Origin of the sequence: Enterococcus sp. AZ040 (genome assembly GCF_050499185.1) — a bacterium.
GTDB lineage: Bacteria > Bacillota > Bacilli > Lactobacillales > Enterococcaceae > Enterococcus_D > Enterococcus_D entomosocium.
Genome location: NZ_JBMHEW010000001.1, coordinates 1,316,403 through 1,333,109 on the forward strand (window position 1 = coordinate 1,316,403; position 16,707 = coordinate 1,333,109).

Genomic DNA, 16,707 nt, shown 5'->3' on the forward strand with positions numbered 1-16,707 from the left:
CCTCAATCTCAATCGTTAAGGTCAACGATTCTGGTTCCATGAACTTCTTTTACACCTAGTATATCAGCAACTTGTTGGGCATTTTCATAGGAAATGCCACCGCCAGGTAAGATCGTTAAACGCTCACCAGCATAGGCGATCAATTCTTTCAGACGATCGAAATTTGCTTCGATAGGGGTGCCTGCAGTACCACCATGGGTCAAAATCCGCTGTACGCCATGCTCAGCTAACCAATCGATCGCCTTGAATTGACGCGCTGCAGGAATCGCGTCGAATGCCATGTGAAAAGTAACCTGCAAGCCTTCTGCAGTTTCTAACAATAGCTCCAATGCTTCTTCGTCCAACCAACCGCTAGGTGTTAAGCAACCTAGAACAACGCCGTCTGTTCCTAATTTTTTTGCTTCGATCAAGTCGGTATGCATGATTTTCAATTCTGTATCATTGTAAACAAAATCACCGCCTCGAGGTCGAATGATCGTCATAACGGGTATTCCTTTTTCGCCAGCATATTGCAGGACTTCTTCTTGCACGCCGGTACTTGGTGTTGTTCCGCCGACTGCTAAATTATCACAGAGTTCGATGCGTTGGGCACCTCGGGCGATTGCTAAGGGAATATTGGTATAATTTTCTGCACAAAATTCTTTTAACATGATTTACCTCCAATAGATGGGTGTTCAATTGATTTGTTATTCTATCCACTAGCATTCTACCACAAGAATATGCTAAAGTAGAGCAGAGATGAGGGAAGTTGAATGTTAAAAAAAATCGATCGCGGGCGCCTTTTTTTAAACGCCCATTATCACTTATTTGAATGTCCGTTGTGCCGCCAAGCATTTTTCCCGACCGAAAATGGCTTGGTTTGTCCAAATCGTCATCGATTTGACTTATCAAAGAAAGGCACACTTTTCTTTTTGGATCATCAAGTTAAAGCAGATTATGATCAAGCACTGTTTTTGCCGCGTCAACGTATGATCGCTAGCGGCATGTATGCACCAGTCCTTGAGACCATCAAAGCAGCTTTGGGGGATGCTGAGTATCTTTTAGATGTCGGTTGCGGTGAAGGCAGTTTCCTTGCACAGATGGTCAATGAAAAGACCCAAGCGGCTGTCGGTTTTGATATAGCCAAAGACGGGGTCTATCTAGCTACCAATCAAAACGTACCCGCTTTTTGGTGTGTGGCGGATCTGACTAAGTTACCGTTTGCTGAAGCGAGCTTTGATACGATTTTCAATCTGTTTTCACCGTCAAATTACGGGGAGTTCAACCGCATTCTAAAAAAGGGTGGCCAGTTGATCAAAGTCGTCCCAGCAGCGGATTATTTAAAAGAACTACGAGCCGCTTTTTATCCTGATGACGAAACAAAACAGCAGTATTCGAATGAGCGGGTCGTTAGCAAATTTTTTGAACACTATCCCACCGCATCCCGTCAAAGAGTAACGCATGTTTTTGCGATTCCTGAAGAAAATCGGCAAGATTTACTTGCCATGTCGCCGTTAGAGTGGGGGGCTTCGGAGGAAAGGAAAGAAAAGCTGCGTCAAACCCCTTTGGCACAGATAACTGTTGATGTTGAGGTGTTGATTGCGAAAATTTCCTGAAAATATTTTGAACTTTTTTGTTATTTACTCTTGCAATCATGCCATGGGAGTGATATATTGTTCTCAAGTCATTTTTCATTGGTTTTTATCAGGTTCCTGTTCTGATAAAAGTTAGTGAAAAGAGCTTCACTAACGTAACGACTCGCAGTGATCGACACCGAGTTGGTACGTTTTTTTTTATGCCCAAAAAAGCACACAAAAAATGTTGTTTCTAGAAAAACAAGCGTGCCAAAATATGGTACTATAGAAGTTATTGAAGAAGCTATTGAGAATCAATTGTAAAACGCAAGATACAGAGACACAAATCAATGCGAGAACCGATCGGCAATATCCGATCGAAAGGAGTTTTTATCTATGAATCACATCGTTCTTTTTGAACCTCAGATCCCGGCCAATACGGGGAACATTGCACGTACTTGTGCAGCAACAAATACTCATTTACACTTAATAGAGCCACTAGGCTTTTCAACGGATGACAAGCAATTGAAGCGGGCAGGACTTGATTATTGGCATGATGTCAATATCACCTATCACAAAGATTTGGCTACTTTTATGGACTTTTTAGGAGAGCGTCCGTTGTACCTGATCTCGAAATTTGCCAATCGCGTGTATTCTGACGTCGATTATACCGCAGATGATGATCAGTTCTTTATTTTTGGGAAAGAAACGACGGGGCTTCCGGAAAGCTTTATGCGTGAGCATGCCGAAAAATGCCTACGCATTCCGATGAATGATGAGCATGTTCGTTCCCTAAATCTATCAAATACGGCTGCTTTGATCATTTATGAAGTTTTGCGGCAGCAAGGCTTCCCACAGCTGGAATTGACACACCATTATGAGAACGACAAACTAGATTAAGAAACGAGGCTTGTTCGATGCAATTATACTTTACCCGTCACGGAAAAACAGAGTGGAACCAAGCGCGCCGCTTTCAAGGGATGCTAGGGGATTCACCGTTATTGCCGGAAAGTCATGAAGAGATCAAACTGCTCGGTGATCATCTGGCTGCTATTCCTTTTGAGAAGATTTATTCAAGCACGTCTTTACGAGCAAAAGTAACTGCCCAAGAGATCCAAACAAGGCTCCATCACCCTGTTGAAATTATTTATAATGAGAACCTGCGTGAGATCGGACTTGGTGAATTAGAAGGACGTTCTATCGATGAAATGCATGAGAAGTATCCTCAACAATTGACTGATCTGCGTAATCATCTTGATCGCTACGATCCCAGTGCCTTTAAGGGAGAGCCGATCCAAGAAACATTGAGCCGGATCGAGACCGTCGTCATGGATGCGGTGATGCAGCATGAAGGCCCATTATTGTTCGTCGGTCATGGGGCATCCTTTACGGCTGCTATCCAGTGGCTTGCAGGCAAACCATTAGCCGAATTAAGAGAGCAAGGTGGACTAGTCAACAACAGCTTAAGCCTTTTAGAGACCAATGACCAAAAAGTACTGCCTTTTGAGCTGAAACTTTGGAATGAAGCAAGCTTTTTAAGCAATCAGGCAGGATTAGACGCTTTATTGTAAACCATGAAAGGAGCGGCACCATGATTCCAGAAAGAACGTTTTTTGTCGGCCATGTTGCCGCCATCTTTTTCCAGAATCCCAGCAATTTTTATAAAGTACTATTAGTTAAAGTCACTGAGAATAATGCCGACTACAAAGACTCGGAGATCGTCGTTACTGGTAGTTTCGGCGAGATCCAAGAAGAGGAAAAGTATCGGTTTTTTGGTGAGCTGGTCAATCATCCCAAGTATGGCGTCCAGTTGAAGGCTGAGAGTTACCAACAAGAACAACCGACCTCTGAACAAGGATTGATTGCCTACCTTTCTGGTGAAAAATTTCCTGGGATCGGCAAGAAGACTGCTGAAAAAATCGTTGACCTGTTAGGAGAAGAAGCGATCGACCGGATGCTGGAAGAACCGGCATTGTTGGAGCAGATTCCAGGGTTAAATGAAAGTAAGCAAAAAATGATTTTAGATACCGTTCGGCAAAACCATGGGATGGATCAAGTAATCGTTGGCTTGAGTCGCTATGGCTTTGGTAGCCAGCTATCTTTTGCTATCTATCAAGCCTACAAAAATGAGGCGCTATCCATTATTGAGGAGAATCCATATCAGCTGGTGGAAGACATTGAAGGCATTGGCTTTAAACGTGCAGATGGCATCGCTGAACAGCTGGGGATCGAGGCTTCGTCACCGCAACGGTTTCGAGCGGCGGTCTTGCATCAAATCTTCGCCCAGTCCTTGCAGACGGGCAATACCTTTATCCACGCCCAAGATTTGTTAGAGCAGACACTGCGCCTATTAGAAACGAGCCGCCCCATTGAGATTGCGCCTGACGATTTGGCATCAACGATCATTCATCTAGTGGAAGAAGGAAAGATCCAACAAGAAGAAACCCGTTTATATGAAAATAGTTTGTACTTTTCTGAATGGGGAATTGCCAGTTCCATCGAACGCTTGCTTTCCCGCAAAAAAGAAATCGTCTATCCTGAGAAAAAAATCAGCAAAACGTTACGTAAAATAGAAAAGCACTTAGGCATCACCTATGGTTCCTCGCAAGAAGAAGCGATCAAAGAAGCAATCCGATCGCCATTGTTTATTTTGACAGGTGGCCCAGGTACCGGGAAAACAACAGTAATCAATGGGATCGTACAATTATTTGCTGAGTTGAACGATTTGGACTTAGAACCATCAAGATACAGCGACGAAACCTTTCCGATTCTCTTGGCAGCACCGACTGGTCGAGCCGCCAAACGGATGAACGAAACGACTGGTTTGCCAAGTGGTACGATCCATCGTTTGTTAGGATTGAATGGCCGTGAAAAAGCACCATCGATTAGTCCCAAAGAGTTAGAAGGCGGTTTACTGATCGTCGATGAGATGTCAATGGTCGATACGTGGTTGGCGAATACGCTCTTTAAGTCGATCCCTACAAACATGCAAGTGATTTTTGTGGGGGATAAAGATCAGCTTCCTTCTGTGGGACCAGGACAAGTCCTTCATGATTTGCTAGCGATCGATGCGATCCCGAAACAAGAATTGACGGAAATCTATCGTCAAGGAGATGGATCAAGTATTATTCCACTGGCCCACGCCATCAAAAACGGGCAGCTGCCTGCTGATTTTACACAAAACCAAAAAGATCGTTCTTTCTTTGCGTGTGATGCGTACAAGATCGAACCGTTGATCGCTCAGATCGTGAAACGGGCGAAAGACAAAGGTTATACGCCGCAAGATATTCAAGTGTTGGCGCCGATGTATCGTGGGGCAGCTGGGATCGATGCTCTGAATAAAATGATGCAAGAGATTTTTAACCCCAACGATGGAACCAAAAAAGAGGTCACCTTCAATGATACGGTGTATCGTATCGGCGATAAGGTCTTGCAGTTGGTAAACTCTCCTGAAGATAACGTGTTTAATGGCGATATGGGCCAAATCGTTGGGATCACTCTAGCCAAACAGTCGGAAGACAAGGTTGACGAACTGGTCATTCAATTTGATGCCAACGAAGTGACCTATAAGCGTAATGAATGGAACAAGATCACATTATCCTACTGTTGTTCGATCCATAAATCCCAAGGTAGTGAATTTCAAATGGTTATTTTGCCGATGGTTCATCAATACCAGCGTATGCTGCAGCGCAATTTGCTATATACCGCTGTGACTCGCAGCAAAGAGATGCTGATTTTACTTGGTGAACCGCAAGCCTACCAAACCTGTGTCAGTCACGAATCTGCCACTCGCTTAACGACATTAAAAGAACGTATCAATGGCACGGAAGAAATGACGCCGCTGCAACGGGCGAAATTGGCTCAGTTTGAGGAAGCCGATGATCCGTTTTATAATGATTCCTCTGAGAACACGAAGGCAAAAATGGTAGCTTCGAAGCCAAAGGAAAATCCCAGCACTGAAGCTGCTGCTAACCAGCAAGCGACAGAAAAGTCACCAGATAGTGGGTTGGACTTGTTTGCTTTTGCCGAACCTGATCCGTCGGCATCAAATCAGACAGAAACGGCCAAGCCTCTGTCAGGGGATAAGGTCCTAAGTGAAGGGACTACGGGGGAAGAAGCACTCATCGAAGAAACGCAAAACGATGGTGTGCTGACCTTAACGATGGTCAAAAAGCATTTAGTAGATCCAATGATTGGGATGAAGGACTGTTCTCCGTACGACTTTATGCCCGTAAAAAACGAGGGATTATAACGATGAGAAAATGCTAAAAATGGGTTGTTAGTGAGCGCTTTCTTTTGGTTTTTCAGCTTCTTATGCTAAGCTGAAATCAAAAGGAGGCGTTACATTATGGCGAAAGAAACCGAAGACAAATTAGCAAAACTCGCAAAAGAATCTGGCAACGACTTTAAGAAATTGGATGAGATGGAAAAAGAATTTAAATTAGATGAAAGCCCTGATGCAGAACGAGGCGAACGGGAAGAATCAGGATTAGAAAAAACGTTAGATAAGGCGCCGATTTTCCCGCCTAACACACCAAATAACCCAACGAATCCTGGCAGTCCTGGAAATCCATGATTTTCTACCAAGAAGAAACCAACTGTTGAATAATCGAATAGAAAGAAACCTGAAGAATGCAAAGGCGCATTTCTTCAGGTTTTTTGTGTCTAACGAGACTCACTGTAAATGCTGATAAAAATAGATTGCTAATTGCGTGCGATCCCGTAACCCCAGCTTTTCTAGTAATTGGCTGATGTAATTACGAACGGTTCCATCACTCAAATACAAGGCATCGGCGATTTCTTTATTGTTTTTACCCGCTGCTACTTCTTTGATGATCGCAAATTCACGTTCGCTAAAGGAAGCTTGATTGTCAATTGATGGTTCGTTCTTCATTAGCTGCGTGAAGGTCTCAACGATTTCATTCCCAAAGACAACTTGGCCATTATAAGAGGCTTTGACAGAAGGGATGATTGCCTGTAAATTCTGTTTGATCAAATAACCTTTCACACCGATGGAAAAGGCTTCTCGAATGTATTCTTCATCTTTGAAGGTAGTCAATAGCAAAAGGATCGCGTGGGGAAATTTAGCCAGTATTTCTTTGGCAGCATCGATCCCAGTTTGTTCCGGCATGCGGATGTCCGTCAGCAAAACGTCAGGACGATGAGTTTCATAGAGGTCAATGGCGTCTTTGGCACAATGACCGATGCCTAATACACGAATTTCTTCTGTGCTTTCTAAAATGGTTTGCAACGAGGTCGTCACAAACGGATCATCGTCAATAATAACTACAGTAATCATTGGTGTTCCTCCTTTGGTAAAATGATCGTCAACTGAAAGCGTTGGTTTTCTTGTAAGATATGAACTTGTCCTTGTTGTTCTTGGACCCGTTGACGCATCGTTTTCAGACCGATTCCAGTTTTAGCAATTTGAGATCCGCGGACCCCATCATTGGTGATTTGCAAGCGGAAAAAAGCAGGCAGTGTCCGAAAATGCAAGACAACGGTTTTGGCATGACTGTGTTTGATGCTGTTGGTCAAGGCTTCTTTGATCACCATTAAGAAACAATTTTGCTGGGTTTCGTTCAATCCTTCAAATAAGGTTCCTTCAATCGTGACTGAAGATGGAAAATCAGCAATCAGAAACTCTAAGGACTGTTGGAAAGTAATCGATGTCTCATGGAGATCATGAACGCTTTGGCGGATACGATCCATCCCAGTGTGAACCGTAGCACTCAAATTTGCTAAGGGCTCATTCAGTTTTGGTTCTTGATTGATCATTTCAAGTGCGCCAATCTGCAAAATGGCACTCGACAGCAGATGGCCAACATTGTCATGGATATCTCGCGCGATTCGATTTCGTTCTTCGGCAATTTGTAAGGCCAATTTTGTTTCTTGTGATAAGGCTAGTACTTTGTTTTGCTGCGATAATTGCTGCTGTTTTTCCCAATGAGTATCTTTTGAAGCGATGTACTTTTTCTCAAGAGCAGACATTCGCTGTTCTTTTTTACGTAAGTAAAAAGCAAAAAGCAACAAAAGGATGACAAAGGCGATCTTGGAGGGGGATTGATTGCCAACTGTTGCGATCAATAAAAATCCTAATAAAGATAGAATGTCATCTTTTCTTTCTTCAGGAGCGATCACCCGCATAATTGCAGGCAGAAAGAGGGCAAGCTCTGGCCAAAAAGTACATAGAAGCAATAGAATAACTTGAAAAAACCAGCTTGCTTTCCTAGGCAATAAATAACTGACACCAGTGAAGAAAATAGCGATCAGCAAAAAAATGACTTGTACGGCAACAAATCCTTGATTTACCAATAGAAGCAATGAGATAGCGAGTAGAAAGCCAGCTTCGCTGAGTAGTCGAGATTTGGACATGGCAGACTCCTTCATTGTGACAAATGTCATGGTTGTTTTGGTCAATCGTCACTAGTTTCTTTTCTTAAACTTTATTATAGTCAGATTAACAAGAAATTTGGAAGGAGTTTTTCATCATGATTATTGAAATTGATAAATTAGTTAAACGCTATGGGGATTTTGTGGCATTGAATCATTTTGATCTGCAAGTACAAGAAGGGGAAGTTTTAGGATTATTGGGACCAAACGGTAGTGGGAAATCGACTGCTATCAATTGTATGCTCTCTTTGCTAAATTATGACAAAGGCACCATTAAACTGTTTGGATCAACCATGACCCCTGAAAACTATGCCGTTAAAGCAATGATTGGCGTCGTTCCTCAAGATGTTGCCGTCTTTGAAGAACTAAGTGTACAAGAAAATATCGATTATTTTTGTGGTTTATATGTTGCTGACAAAGAGAAACGGCAAGCATTGATCGAAGAAGTCATACAATTAGTGGGATTGGAAAATTTCGTGACTTTCCATCCAGGTGAGCTGAGTGGTGGCTTGAAACGACGGTTGAATATTGCCTGTGGGATCGCTCATAAGCCACGCTTGATTTTTTTAGATGAACCAACAGTCGCCGTCGATCCCCAAAGTCGTAATAAAATTTTGGAAAGCATCAAAGAGCTGAATCGCCAAGGAGCAACGATCGTTTATACGACCCATTACATGGAAGAAGTGGAAATTCTTTGTGACCAGATCGTGATTATGGATCAGGGACAGGTGATTGCCAAAGGGACCAAGGAATCTCTGAAAGACATGGTACGCACGGCAGATCGTTTGACCATCGACATCCCCTTACTGCCAGACCATGTATTGGCTACAATTCAAACCACCATTACTGCTGACGGGATCGTTTATAAAGAGGGACAGCTCCAAGTAACAACGACGGAACTCAATACGGTCTTGCTCCCCATTTTGACGCTCTTACAAGCAGAGAAAATCAGTTACGGAAAAATTGCAACCAAAGAAGCGACCTTAAATGATGTCTTTTTAGAGATCACGGGCAAGGAATTGAGAGACTAAAGGAGGGGAAAACATGTTTTGGCATTTTTACAAATATCGCACAAAAGTGCTGTTGCGAAATAAATCCATGCTGTTTTGGACGTTGGCGTTTCCCATTCTCTTAGGCCTAATGTTTATGGCGGCCTTTGGGGAGATCGATCAAGCAGGAAATTTAGAGACAATCACGACGGGAATCGTAAAAAACGGGGATCAATCAGCGCTTTCGGAAAATTTTTCCGCGGTCCTTGAACAAGTGGAAATCAATGAAAAACCATTATTTGACCTTAAGGAACTATCAGAAGCAGAGGCAGTTGAAGAGCTGAATGCGGGTGATTTAGCTGGGTTTTATCTGATAGCTGACGAAACGATTTCACTCCATGTGGGGCAAGCGGGCATGAGTCAGACGTTGATGAAAAATGTAATGGATCAATTTTTACAACGTACAGCGATTATTTCTAGTAAAGCAGCAGAACTTGAAACGCTTGATCTTGCACCAATTATGGCCGAGTTTGAACAGGAAGCGACTTTTCAAGAAGTGAATGCTGATCGTGACATGAGTGTTAAAAGTTTTTATTTCTTTACTTTGATTGGGATGGCGATCCTCTATGGGACGATGTGGGGTGTTCGCAATGTTCAGGATCAGCAAGCCAATCAATCCGCGAATGGGATTCGGCTTTCCTTGATACCAAGAAAACGCACATTGGTTTCAAGTGCGAATTTAGCGGCGAGTTTTACGATTGTGTTAGTAGAAGTCTACATTATTTTAGCGGTTTTTCGTTTTGTCTATCAAGTAGACTTTGGTGAACGATGGCAGTGGTTACTACTGGTTGCCGCATTGGGATCATTGTGTGCGATTTTGCTAGGAACATTGATTGGAAATCTGACGCCAAAAATGAATCTGGTGCAAAAGGATGGCATTTTGATTTCCGTGACGATGGCAATGAGCTTTTTTGCCGGGATGATGGGCTCGGAACAAATCAAGTATTGGCTTGATCTACATGTGCCGATACTGGGGCAAGTAAATCTCGTCAATTTGATCAGTGAAAGTCTCTATCAATTATACTACTATACAGATCTTGCTAGCTTTTATACCAATCTTCTATGGTTGACTGGCTTTATCGTCCTTTTCGCAATTGGAAATGCTTGGATCGAAAGAGGGGTGCGCTATGACGCTTTATAAAACGATTTGGACTTTGCTGAAGGCCAATAAGTCGAACTTACTAATTGGAGTACTGATCACTGTGGGAGTTACATTCTTTTATGCACAAAGCATCGACGTCGAAAACACCTCTTTACAAGAAGCCAACATTGCTTTGATCAGTGAAGAGGAGTCGCCAGTCGTTGACGGTCTTCGGGACTACTTGAAGGAGAAGCAGACCTTGGTCACTTTGGAGGGTACCTCACAAAAAGAAATTGATGATGCCCTTTATTTTAATCGCATAAACATCGTCTTGCATTTACCAGTAGATTTCACGGAACAGGTGGAGGCCGGCCAGATGCCAGCAATCGAGATTCAAAGCCGGCCAGATGCTTTCTCTAAAACCATTGTCACCCAGCAAGTGAACACGTACTTACAGACGCTTTTACTTTTTAAAGAAGAAGGTAAAACAGTTAGTGAGGCGATAGAACAAGCACAAACAGCGCTAGCCGTCACTGGGCAAGTTGAACTCAGTACAGAATATAGTCAACGAATGAAAAAAATGTTAACAGGCATGACCTTTAACTTATTGTCATATGGTCTCTTTCTATCAATATTTAGCGGGTTTGGCGTGATCAATATGGCCTTTAATCGCAAAGCAATCAGCAAGCGAAACCAGAGCGCCCCTCTTGCTAAACGTGTCTTACAGCGGAAAATCCTGTTAAGCTTGATCAGTTATTCGCTGCTCTTAACTTTCGGCTTTTTATTACTGATGGTGTTATTAGTGATCCGCACGTCTTGGGATACAGCAGCTTGGTACCACATTTTGAACACGTTCTTGTTTTTATTACCAGTCATCAGCTTCTCGGCGTGTGTCACTTCCCTGGTGAAAAATTCAGAAGCAATCGGCGGGATCAGCAATATCTTTATAACCGGCAGCTGTTTTATCGGTGGTGTCTTTGTATCAGCTAATTTCCTGCCAGATATCGTCAATAAAATCGCGGCGTTTACACCAACGTATTGGTTTGTTCAAAACAATACCTTGATTAGCGAGACCCTCACGTACAATCAAGGGTTTACTGAATCGTTTTGGTTCAATGGCTTTGTCTTGGTTGCATTTGCAGCAGTATTTTCAATGATTCATTTTGTTTTGGGAAAAGAAGGAAGTCCTCGTTGGCAGTACAACTCAGCGAAAAACTAACAGGTACACAGAAAAAAACGATACAAATCGTTGCTGATTTGTATCGTTTTCTTTATGGGCACCAAAATAATTGATTGGCAGTAGTAAAGGTAATATCAAAGGGACGTTGGCCCATTTCTTCGCCATCTTCTTGTCCATGTTGGGGCACGGTAGAGATAATTCTCAGCTTCGACGTGGAGAGATGATGAAAGTAGCGTGAATTCATGTGTTTCTTACGCATCAGTAAACCGATCAGCCAGAAAATCTTGAAAATCGACACACGCTCAACGAGCACGAAATCAAACTTTTTCTCTCTGACTGAAGCGGTTGGGGCGATTGCAACACCGCCGCCAAAGTAAGGATGATTGGTCGTGGTGCACAAAAAAGCTTTTTTATAACTGAATTGTTGCCCATTACACTCGACTAAGATCGGAAAACCTCTTTGAAGAAACAAAACGCGGATAATTGCAGCGATATAGGAAAAGGAGCCGAGGTTGAACTTATTAAGACTGCTTTTTGCCACAGAGTGATTGGTGGTATAGACGATTGCCGCATCAAGACCAATACCCACATTATTAAGAGCGATGCCGTTTTCCTCTTGGATCTGCTCTTCATAGCGGATAATGGCCAATTCTTGGGGCTTAGTAGTACCGGCAATTTTCCAAAACGCTTTTTCCGGCTCTCGTGGCAGATCGATACTTCGCGCAAAATCGTTTCCCGAGCCAGCGGGGATGTAAGCAACGGGAATCTGTTGTTGTTCAAGTTGTAACTCTGATACTACTTGGTGAAGCGTTCCATCACCGCCGATAACCACCAATAATGGATAAAGCATCTCGCCATTTTCTAAATAGACATCATCCCAAGGCAAAAGTCGTTCTTTTAAGAGTTTTCTGGTGATGTTCCGTTCGTCGCCGGGTGATTTGGTTAGGTAGATTTGATGGGGGAAACGATGTTTTTTTACGATTCTTTGCACACGTTCCGCCGCTTTTTTTCCTCGTCCACTACCTGAAGCAGGGTTTACGAGGAAGTGATAATAATAGTTCATTTTATGAATAGCTCCATATCGTTTTTTCGTTCAATGCGGTTAATTATAGCATGTTTCGACAGAAGGCGGGGAGACGATGCCTGAAAAAAGAGCAAAAAAATAGATTCGACGATTGTGCTTTCTGGGTTTTCAAAGGTTCTCTTATGTCCACTTTGATCCTCAGGTAATGATGCCCATCGCCGAATCCTATTCAATTAGTAAGGAGTAACTCAAATTCCCACATCCTTTGTCTTTTATTCTAAGTTGACAACAATTCTTTTCTTGCAGAACCTGCTTCGTCTGCTTTACTGGGAATCCTTGCTCCTTACACTTATAGTATAGCACATTTTTCTCTTTTAGCAATCGCTTACATGATTTGGTTGTTGTCTTTTAGATAAATTTAAATAGTTTAAATAAAAGATAAAGGAAAAGCAAAACCGAGTTTTCATTCGATTTTGCTTTTATGTCTTTTAGAAAGTAGCAGTCATTCTTTTTTTGGATTTTTCACAAAAATTAAAATCAAAATTGGAACCACTAAAAATATAATCGCATTATTGATTATCAGCACATCGTAATTACTAAAATTAAACGGATTATTTTGCCATGTTTGAAACATAAATCCCAGTAAATTTTGAGTATGGGCAAGATAAAATAAAGCAGAGGTGCCTAGTATGTTAAGGATTATTGTGATCACACATAAAATCCGTACTAGCTTAATTAGTACTTTTTTCATAGGAGAGCTCCTTTAGTTATTGCTGCATTTCTGGTAGATTGGCGAAGGCTTCAGTTAGTTTCACAGATTCTTCTAAAATATCCATATAGATATCGTAGTAAGCCCAGCCGTCACCTAGATCAGCCGCTTCAATTGTCTCAGTGGTTGTTTGAAATTCTCTCATCAAATCAGTGTAGCTACGCATAACAGAAGTGTAAGCGGACAAATCATAAGTTTCAGGATTGGCCATATACCCTTCAACTTCTGCGATCAGATCAGCGTACGTATCAGATAATTTTTCAAGTTGTGCTTCCAATTCATCAGAAGCTTGCTCATTCGCTTGGCTGTCAATTTCTTCTTCTGAGCTCTCATTAGTTTCAATCTCTTCTTCTTCAGAAGCAGCGACATCCTCAGAATCTTCGGAGCTTTCCATTGTTGTTTCAGTTGTTTGTTGTGACGATTCGACAGTATCACTTTCCACATCTTCACTAGAGCAACCAGCCAGGAATAAAGTGGATACTAGTACAAAACCAAATAAAATCTTTTTCATTTTTAAACCCCTTTTTTTCAAAATAAATTGTAATATTTTGCTTATATTATAATTTATGAAGAAATATTTTTTTGTATCTAAAAAAGAACATATCCTTTCTTTTTTAGATACTTTATTTATTTTACCTTGAAAAGTCTCACGAATAAAGAAGTATCTGGTTATTTTAACCATTATTTAACTATGTTTATGCATATTGTTATAAATAGTGATAAAAAAATCGTTTTTTTATTTTGTGTAAAAATTCGAAAGGTTTGCATTTTATGGAGAAAAGATATTAAAATAACTATAATATATCTAATTATTTTTTTATTATTATTTATTGCTTTTTCCTTGTTAAAAAAAAGCGATAGGAGTAAATTAGAAGTGTAAAAAACTTATTTAGGAGGAAGTATTATGTGTACTGCGTTAACTTATGTAACGAAAGATCATTATTTTGGCAGAAATTTTGATTATGATGTTTCTTATAAAGAAGTAGTGACCATTACTCCGAGAAATTATCCATTCAAATTTCGCAAAGTAAGTGAAATAGATCACCATTACGCAATGATTGGGATTGCTGCTGGTGTCGCTGAGTATCCACTGTATTATGATGCGGTCAATGAAAAAGGTTTAGGTATCGCTGGATTGAATTTTCCAGAAAATGCTGTCTACAATGAATTTCAAGAAGGAAAAGAGAATGTTACGCCTTTTGAGTTCATCCCATGGCTCTTAGGACAATGCGCTACTGTCGAAGAGGTAAAAGGGCTATTAGCCAATGTCAATCTCGTTCGGATCAATTTTAGTGAAGATTTGCCTCTATCGCCTTTGCATTGGATGATTGCTGATAAAAAAAGTGCCATCGTTGTGGAAAGTATGAGTGATGGCCTTCATATTCATGAAAATCCGGTGGGAGTTTTGACAAATAATCCACCATTTGACTATCAATTGTTCAATTTGAATAATTACCGTGTGTTATCATCGAAAACTCCGGAAACTCATTTTTCTGACAAGGTGGATTTTGATGAATATAGTCGTGGAATGGGAGGCTTAGGTCTGCCAGGAGATCTTTCTTCGATGTCTCGCTTTGTCAAAGTAGCTTTTACCCGATTGAATTCCGTTTCTGGAGAATCTGAATCCGAAAGCATTAGTCAGTTCTTCCATATTTTAGGTTCGGTTGAGCAACAAAAAGGACTTTGTGACATAGGCAATGAGCGCTATGAGTACACGATTTATTCTTCTTGCTGCAATACAGATAAAGGAATCTATTACTATCGTACGTATGAAAATAGTCAAATCGTTGCAGTTGATATGAATAAAGAAGATTTGGAAGGTAATGTACCGATTTCTTATCCATTAATTGAAGACCAACAAGTTCTTTTCAGTAACTGATCCATTCTTAAAAAACCATCTCAAAGCTGTTTTGAGATGGTTTTTTTCTTTTTCATTTTTAAAATGAATCACTCTCATTTGTTGTCGTCTTCGTCCCTGCGGTACTTTTATTCGGAAATGGAAAAAAGCGGTTCACCAATATTGCAATCGTCATGCCGATAAAACTATCAACAATTCGATTAAAAGCATACAAGTAAGATTCAGTTTGAGGAATCATAAATAAAATCGTCAATAGTGTGGCACAAGCACCAACTGTTCCCTCGGAGTAATCAAATTTGACCAATAAAGCGATCATTAACATGATCACTAAAGGGATTGCAATCATTTGAATAAAGGACGAATGTCCGAAAAAGTTAAATATCGCAATACAAAATACAGAAGCGATTGCGCCGAAGCTGTTACCGGCAATCCGATGTTTCCCGTATTTGACGGTATTCTCATGATCTTCTCTTAATGTGAAAACAGCTGTGATCGTTGATACGACGTAGGTTTCACGATTCAAAAGAACACTAATCAAAATACAGAGGAATACACTGATTCCAGTTTTTACATTTCTTAAGCCAAAGGTCAATCCAAATAAGTTCAATCATGCCATCCTCTCAAAACAAATTTCAACGAAGTCGATTATACCACATTGCAGACGGTCAATTGCTTAGATTTTCAGAAAAATGAACAACGATTCTTTCATCGTACGTTGACAGGCAAATTTTATCAGTCGTCGAGAAGCTAGCTTGATACCATGCAATTTTCAACTTTGAGTGTTGAAAGGAATACAATAAGTGACCCCAACCCTAAATGAATTGACTTTCGTTGCCATCGCTTAAGACTCCTTTTTTTATTTCTCAGTCTGTTCAACGTTTAAATAAGTGTTTTGATAAAAAAATATTTATTGTTCATAAAAAGTTTGTTTTTTAGATATTATATTGAGATAATCAAAATAAGGAGGGTTTAAAATGAAAAAAGTGTCAATACTATTTGTTCTTTTACTTGGCTTTGTTGTTTTTCCGATGACAGTTTTTGCTGCATCTTCACCAAGTGTGAGCTATCAAACAAATATCCAGTCTCAAGGGTGGCAATCATGGAAAACAAACGGTCAGACGTCAGGGACCACAGGGAAAGCCAAGCGACTTGAAGCAATCAAGATAAAAATTACTAACGAAAAATACAAAGGGAATATTGAATATAAAACCTCCATTCAGAAACAAGGCTGGGAAAAATCGTTTAGAAAAAATGGGACTCTGTCTGGTACAAGTGGAAAAGGACAACGGTTGGAGGCGATCCAAATCAAACTCACCGGTGAGATCGCTAAGTATTACGATGTCTATTATCGAGTCAATGCACAACAATTTGGCTGGATGGGGTGGGCGAAAAACGGACAGTCTTCAGGAACGTCTGGCTTTGGTTTTCAACTGGAAGCAATCCAGGTCAAACTGGTGAAAAAAGGTGGGAAAGCACCTGGAACGACGAATGATGCATTTAGAGATGGACTGAAAAAATATGTAGACAAACGGGGCAAAGGGCTGATCAAAGGCTCCAAACAAAAGATTTATCATATACCGGGGAGTCAATATTATAATAAAACGACCAGTCCAATTCGGATGTTCAAGACAGAGGTGGAAGCCTACAAAGCGGGCTTTCGACCAGCTAAATAGAGGTGTGGCAGGCATTCGCTGAGTAAACATCTATGAGAAATTGCTTTACCAAAAAGGTAACGAGGCAACGAGAAGAGAGCTATTTTTGATCAAAAAGTAACTGAATCGTCTGATTCATTCTAAACAT

Annotated in this window: 17 protein-coding genes; 10 read left to right on the forward strand and 7 right to left on the reverse strand. The window is 41.0% G+C overall.

Features of this window, described 5'->3' with window-relative positions:
• Positions 1-8: 8 nt before the first annotated feature.
• Positions 9-650 carry a copper homeostasis protein CutC gene (locus tag IGK63_RS06050; protein ID WP_016613255.1) on the reverse strand — a complete coding sequence of 214 codons (642 nt, stop codon included), beginning with the start codon at positions 648-650 and terminating at the stop codon, positions 9-11.
• Between the two features lie 102 nt (positions 651-752).
• Here IGK63_RS06050 and IGK63_RS06055 point away from each other — a divergent pair, with 102 nt between their 5' ends.
• The 5 genes from IGK63_RS06055 to IGK63_RS06075 all read left to right on the forward strand — a co-directional run bounded on the left by IGK63_RS06055 (position 753) and on the right by IGK63_RS06075 (position 6,129).
• Positions 753-1,595 carry a methyltransferase domain-containing protein gene (locus tag IGK63_RS06055; protein ID WP_016613256.1) on the forward strand — a complete coding sequence of 281 codons (843 nt, stop codon included), beginning with the start codon at positions 753-755 and terminating at the stop codon, positions 1,593-1,595.
• 354 nt (positions 1,596-1,949) lie between these two features.
• Positions 1,950-2,453, forward strand: coding sequence for a tRNA (uridine(34)/cytosine(34)/5-carboxymethylaminomethyluridine(34)-2'-O)-methyltransferase TrmL (gene trmL, locus IGK63_RS06060; RefSeq protein WP_008379765.1), 504 nt, complete (start codon positions 1,950-1,952; stop codon positions 2,451-2,453).
• Positions 2,454-2,470: 17 nt separating this feature from the next.
• Complete coding sequence (locus IGK63_RS06065; protein WP_008379766.1) at positions 2,471-3,124, forward strand: histidine phosphatase family protein; 654 nt, start codon at positions 2,471-2,473, stop codon at positions 3,122-3,124.
• 20 nt (positions 3,125-3,144) lie between these two features.
• On the forward strand, positions 3,145-5,805 hold the full coding sequence (gene recD2, locus IGK63_RS06070) for an SF1B family DNA helicase RecD2 (RefSeq protein ID WP_016613259.1): 2,661 nt from the start codon (positions 3,145-3,147) through the stop codon (positions 5,803-5,805).
• A 96-nt stretch (positions 5,806-5,901) separates the two neighbouring features.
• On the forward strand, positions 5,902-6,129 hold the full coding sequence (locus IGK63_RS06075; protein WP_005236708.1) for a hypothetical protein: 228 nt from the start codon (positions 5,902-5,904) through the stop codon (positions 6,127-6,129).
• A 99-nt stretch (positions 6,130-6,228) separates the two neighbouring features.
• Here IGK63_RS06075 and IGK63_RS06080 read toward each other — a convergent pair whose 3' ends face one another.
• Positions 6,229-6,852 carry a response regulator transcription factor gene (locus tag IGK63_RS06080; RefSeq protein WP_008379771.1) on the reverse strand — a complete coding sequence of 208 codons (624 nt, stop codon included), beginning with the start codon at positions 6,850-6,852 and terminating at the stop codon, positions 6,229-6,231.
• Positions 6,849-7,958 carry a sensor histidine kinase gene (locus IGK63_RS06085; protein ID WP_016613260.1) on the reverse strand — a complete coding sequence of 370 codons (1,110 nt, stop codon included), beginning with the start codon at positions 7,956-7,958 and terminating at the stop codon, positions 6,849-6,851. Before IGK63_RS06085 ends, IGK63_RS06080 begins: the two co-directional genes overlap by 4 nt.
• A gap of 86 nt (positions 7,959-8,044) precedes the next feature.
• Between IGK63_RS06085 and IGK63_RS06090 the strand changes: the two genes are divergently transcribed.
• The 3 genes from IGK63_RS06090 to IGK63_RS06100 are packed head-to-tail and all read left to right on the forward strand — an operon-like array spanning position 8,045 to position 11,295.
• Positions 8,045-8,977: an ABC transporter ATP-binding protein gene (locus IGK63_RS06090; RefSeq protein ID WP_005236700.1), complete on the forward strand. Its 933-nt coding sequence runs from the start codon at positions 8,045-8,047 to the stop codon at positions 8,975-8,977.
• Between the two features lie 13 nt (positions 8,978-8,990).
• Positions 8,991-10,136 carry an ABC transporter permease gene (locus IGK63_RS06095; protein ID WP_034872216.1) on the forward strand — a complete coding sequence of 382 codons (1,146 nt, stop codon included), beginning with the start codon at positions 8,991-8,993 and terminating at the stop codon, positions 10,134-10,136.
• Positions 10,123-11,295 carry an ABC transporter permease gene (locus IGK63_RS06100; protein ID WP_016613262.1) on the forward strand — a complete coding sequence of 391 codons (1,173 nt, stop codon included), beginning with the start codon at positions 10,123-10,125 and terminating at the stop codon, positions 11,293-11,295. The genes IGK63_RS06095 and IGK63_RS06100 overlap by 14 nt, the downstream gene beginning before the upstream one ends.
• A 52-nt stretch (positions 11,296-11,347) precedes the next feature.
• On the opposite strand, the gene IGK63_RS06105 is transcribed toward IGK63_RS06100, so the two are convergent.
• The 3 genes from IGK63_RS06105 to IGK63_RS06115 all read right to left on the reverse strand — a co-directional run bounded on the left by IGK63_RS06105 (position 11,348) and on the right by IGK63_RS06115 (position 13,560).
• Positions 11,348-12,319, reverse strand: a complete 972-nt coding sequence (locus tag IGK63_RS06105; protein WP_008379780.1) for a diacylglycerol/lipid kinase family protein — start codon at positions 12,317-12,319, stop codon at positions 11,348-11,350.
• A gap of 463 nt (positions 12,320-12,782) precedes the next feature.
• On the reverse strand, positions 12,783-13,031 hold the full coding sequence (locus IGK63_RS06110) for a hypothetical protein (protein WP_005236692.1): 249 nt from the start codon (positions 13,029-13,031) through the stop codon (positions 12,783-12,785).
• A gap of 16 nt (positions 13,032-13,047) precedes the next feature.
• Positions 13,048-13,560, reverse strand: a complete 513-nt coding sequence (locus IGK63_RS06115) for a hypothetical protein (protein ID WP_034872217.1) — start codon at positions 13,558-13,560, stop codon at positions 13,048-13,050.
• Between the two features lie 393 nt (positions 13,561-13,953).
• Between IGK63_RS06115 and bsh the strand changes: the two genes are divergently transcribed.
• On the forward strand, positions 13,954-14,928 hold the full coding sequence (bsh, locus tag IGK63_RS06120) for a choloylglycine hydrolase (RefSeq protein ID WP_005236690.1): 975 nt from the start codon (positions 13,954-13,956) through the stop codon (positions 14,926-14,928).
• A gap of 58 nt (positions 14,929-14,986) precedes the next feature.
• Here bsh and IGK63_RS06125 read toward each other — a convergent pair whose 3' ends face one another.
• Positions 14,987-15,514 (reverse strand): FUSC family protein, encoded by a 528-nt coding sequence (locus IGK63_RS06125; RefSeq protein WP_005236688.1) that lies wholly within the window; start codon positions 15,512-15,514, stop codon positions 14,987-14,989.
• A 367-nt stretch (positions 15,515-15,881) separates the two neighbouring features.
• Here IGK63_RS06125 and IGK63_RS06130 point away from each other — a divergent pair, with 367 nt between their 5' ends.
• Complete coding sequence (locus IGK63_RS06130) at positions 15,882-16,580, forward strand: Ig domain-containing protein (protein WP_005236686.1); 699 nt, start codon at positions 15,882-15,884, stop codon at positions 16,578-16,580.
• The last annotated feature ends 127 nt before the right edge of the window (positions 16,581-16,707 follow it).

Bases quoted from the DNA above. Each gene is read 5' to 3' on its own strand.
- IGK63_RS06085 (WP_016613260.1), bottom strand. From the start codon at position 7,958: ATGACATTTGTCACAATGAAGGAGTCTGCCATGTCCAAATCTCGACTA.
- IGK63_RS06065 (WP_008379766.1), top strand. From the start codon at position 2,471: ATGCAATTATACTTTACCCGTCACGGAAAAACAGAGTGGAACCAAGCG.
- IGK63_RS06055 (WP_016613256.1), top strand. From the start codon at position 753: ATGTTAAAAAAAATCGATCGCGGGCGCCTTTTTTTAAACGCCCATTAT.
- recD2 (WP_016613259.1), top strand. From the start codon at position 3,145: ATGATTCCAGAAAGAACGTTTTTTGTCGGCCATGTTGCCGCCATCTTT.
- bsh (WP_005236690.1), top strand. From the start codon at position 13,954: ATGTGTACTGCGTTAACTTATGTAACGAAAGATCATTATTTTGGCAGA.
- IGK63_RS06130 (WP_005236686.1), top strand. From the start codon at position 15,882: ATGAAAAAAGTGTCAATACTATTTGTTCTTTTACTTGGCTTTGTTGTT.
- IGK63_RS06050 (WP_016613255.1), bottom strand. From the start codon at position 650: ATGTTAAAAGAATTTTGTGCAGAAAATTATACCAATATTCCCTTAGCA.
- IGK63_RS06110 (WP_005236692.1), bottom strand. From the start codon at position 13,031: ATGAAAAAAGTACTAATTAAGCTAGTACGGATTTTATGTGTGATCACA.
- IGK63_RS06075 (WP_005236708.1), top strand. From the start codon at position 5,902: ATGGCGAAAGAAACCGAAGACAAATTAGCAAAACTCGCAAAAGAATCT.
- IGK63_RS06115 (WP_034872217.1), bottom strand. From the start codon at position 13,560: ATGAAAAAGATTTTATTTGGTTTTGTACTAGTATCCACTTTATTCCTG.
- trmL (WP_008379765.1), top strand. From the start codon at position 1,950: ATGAATCACATCGTTCTTTTTGAACCTCAGATCCCGGCCAATACGGGG.
- IGK63_RS06100 (WP_016613262.1), top strand. From the start codon at position 10,123: ATGACGCTTTATAAAACGATTTGGACTTTGCTGAAGGCCAATAAGTCG.
- IGK63_RS06105 (WP_008379780.1), bottom strand. From the start codon at position 12,319: ATGAACTATTATTATCACTTCCTCGTAAACCCTGCTTCAGGTAGTGGA.
- IGK63_RS06090 (WP_005236700.1), top strand. From the start codon at position 8,045: ATGATTATTGAAATTGATAAATTAGTTAAACGCTATGGGGATTTTGTG.
- IGK63_RS06095 (WP_034872216.1), top strand. From the start codon at position 8,991: ATGTTTTGGCATTTTTACAAATATCGCACAAAAGTGCTGTTGCGAAAT.
- IGK63_RS06080 (WP_008379771.1), bottom strand. From the start codon at position 6,852: ATGATTACTGTAGTTATTATTGACGATGATCCGTTTGTGACGACCTCG.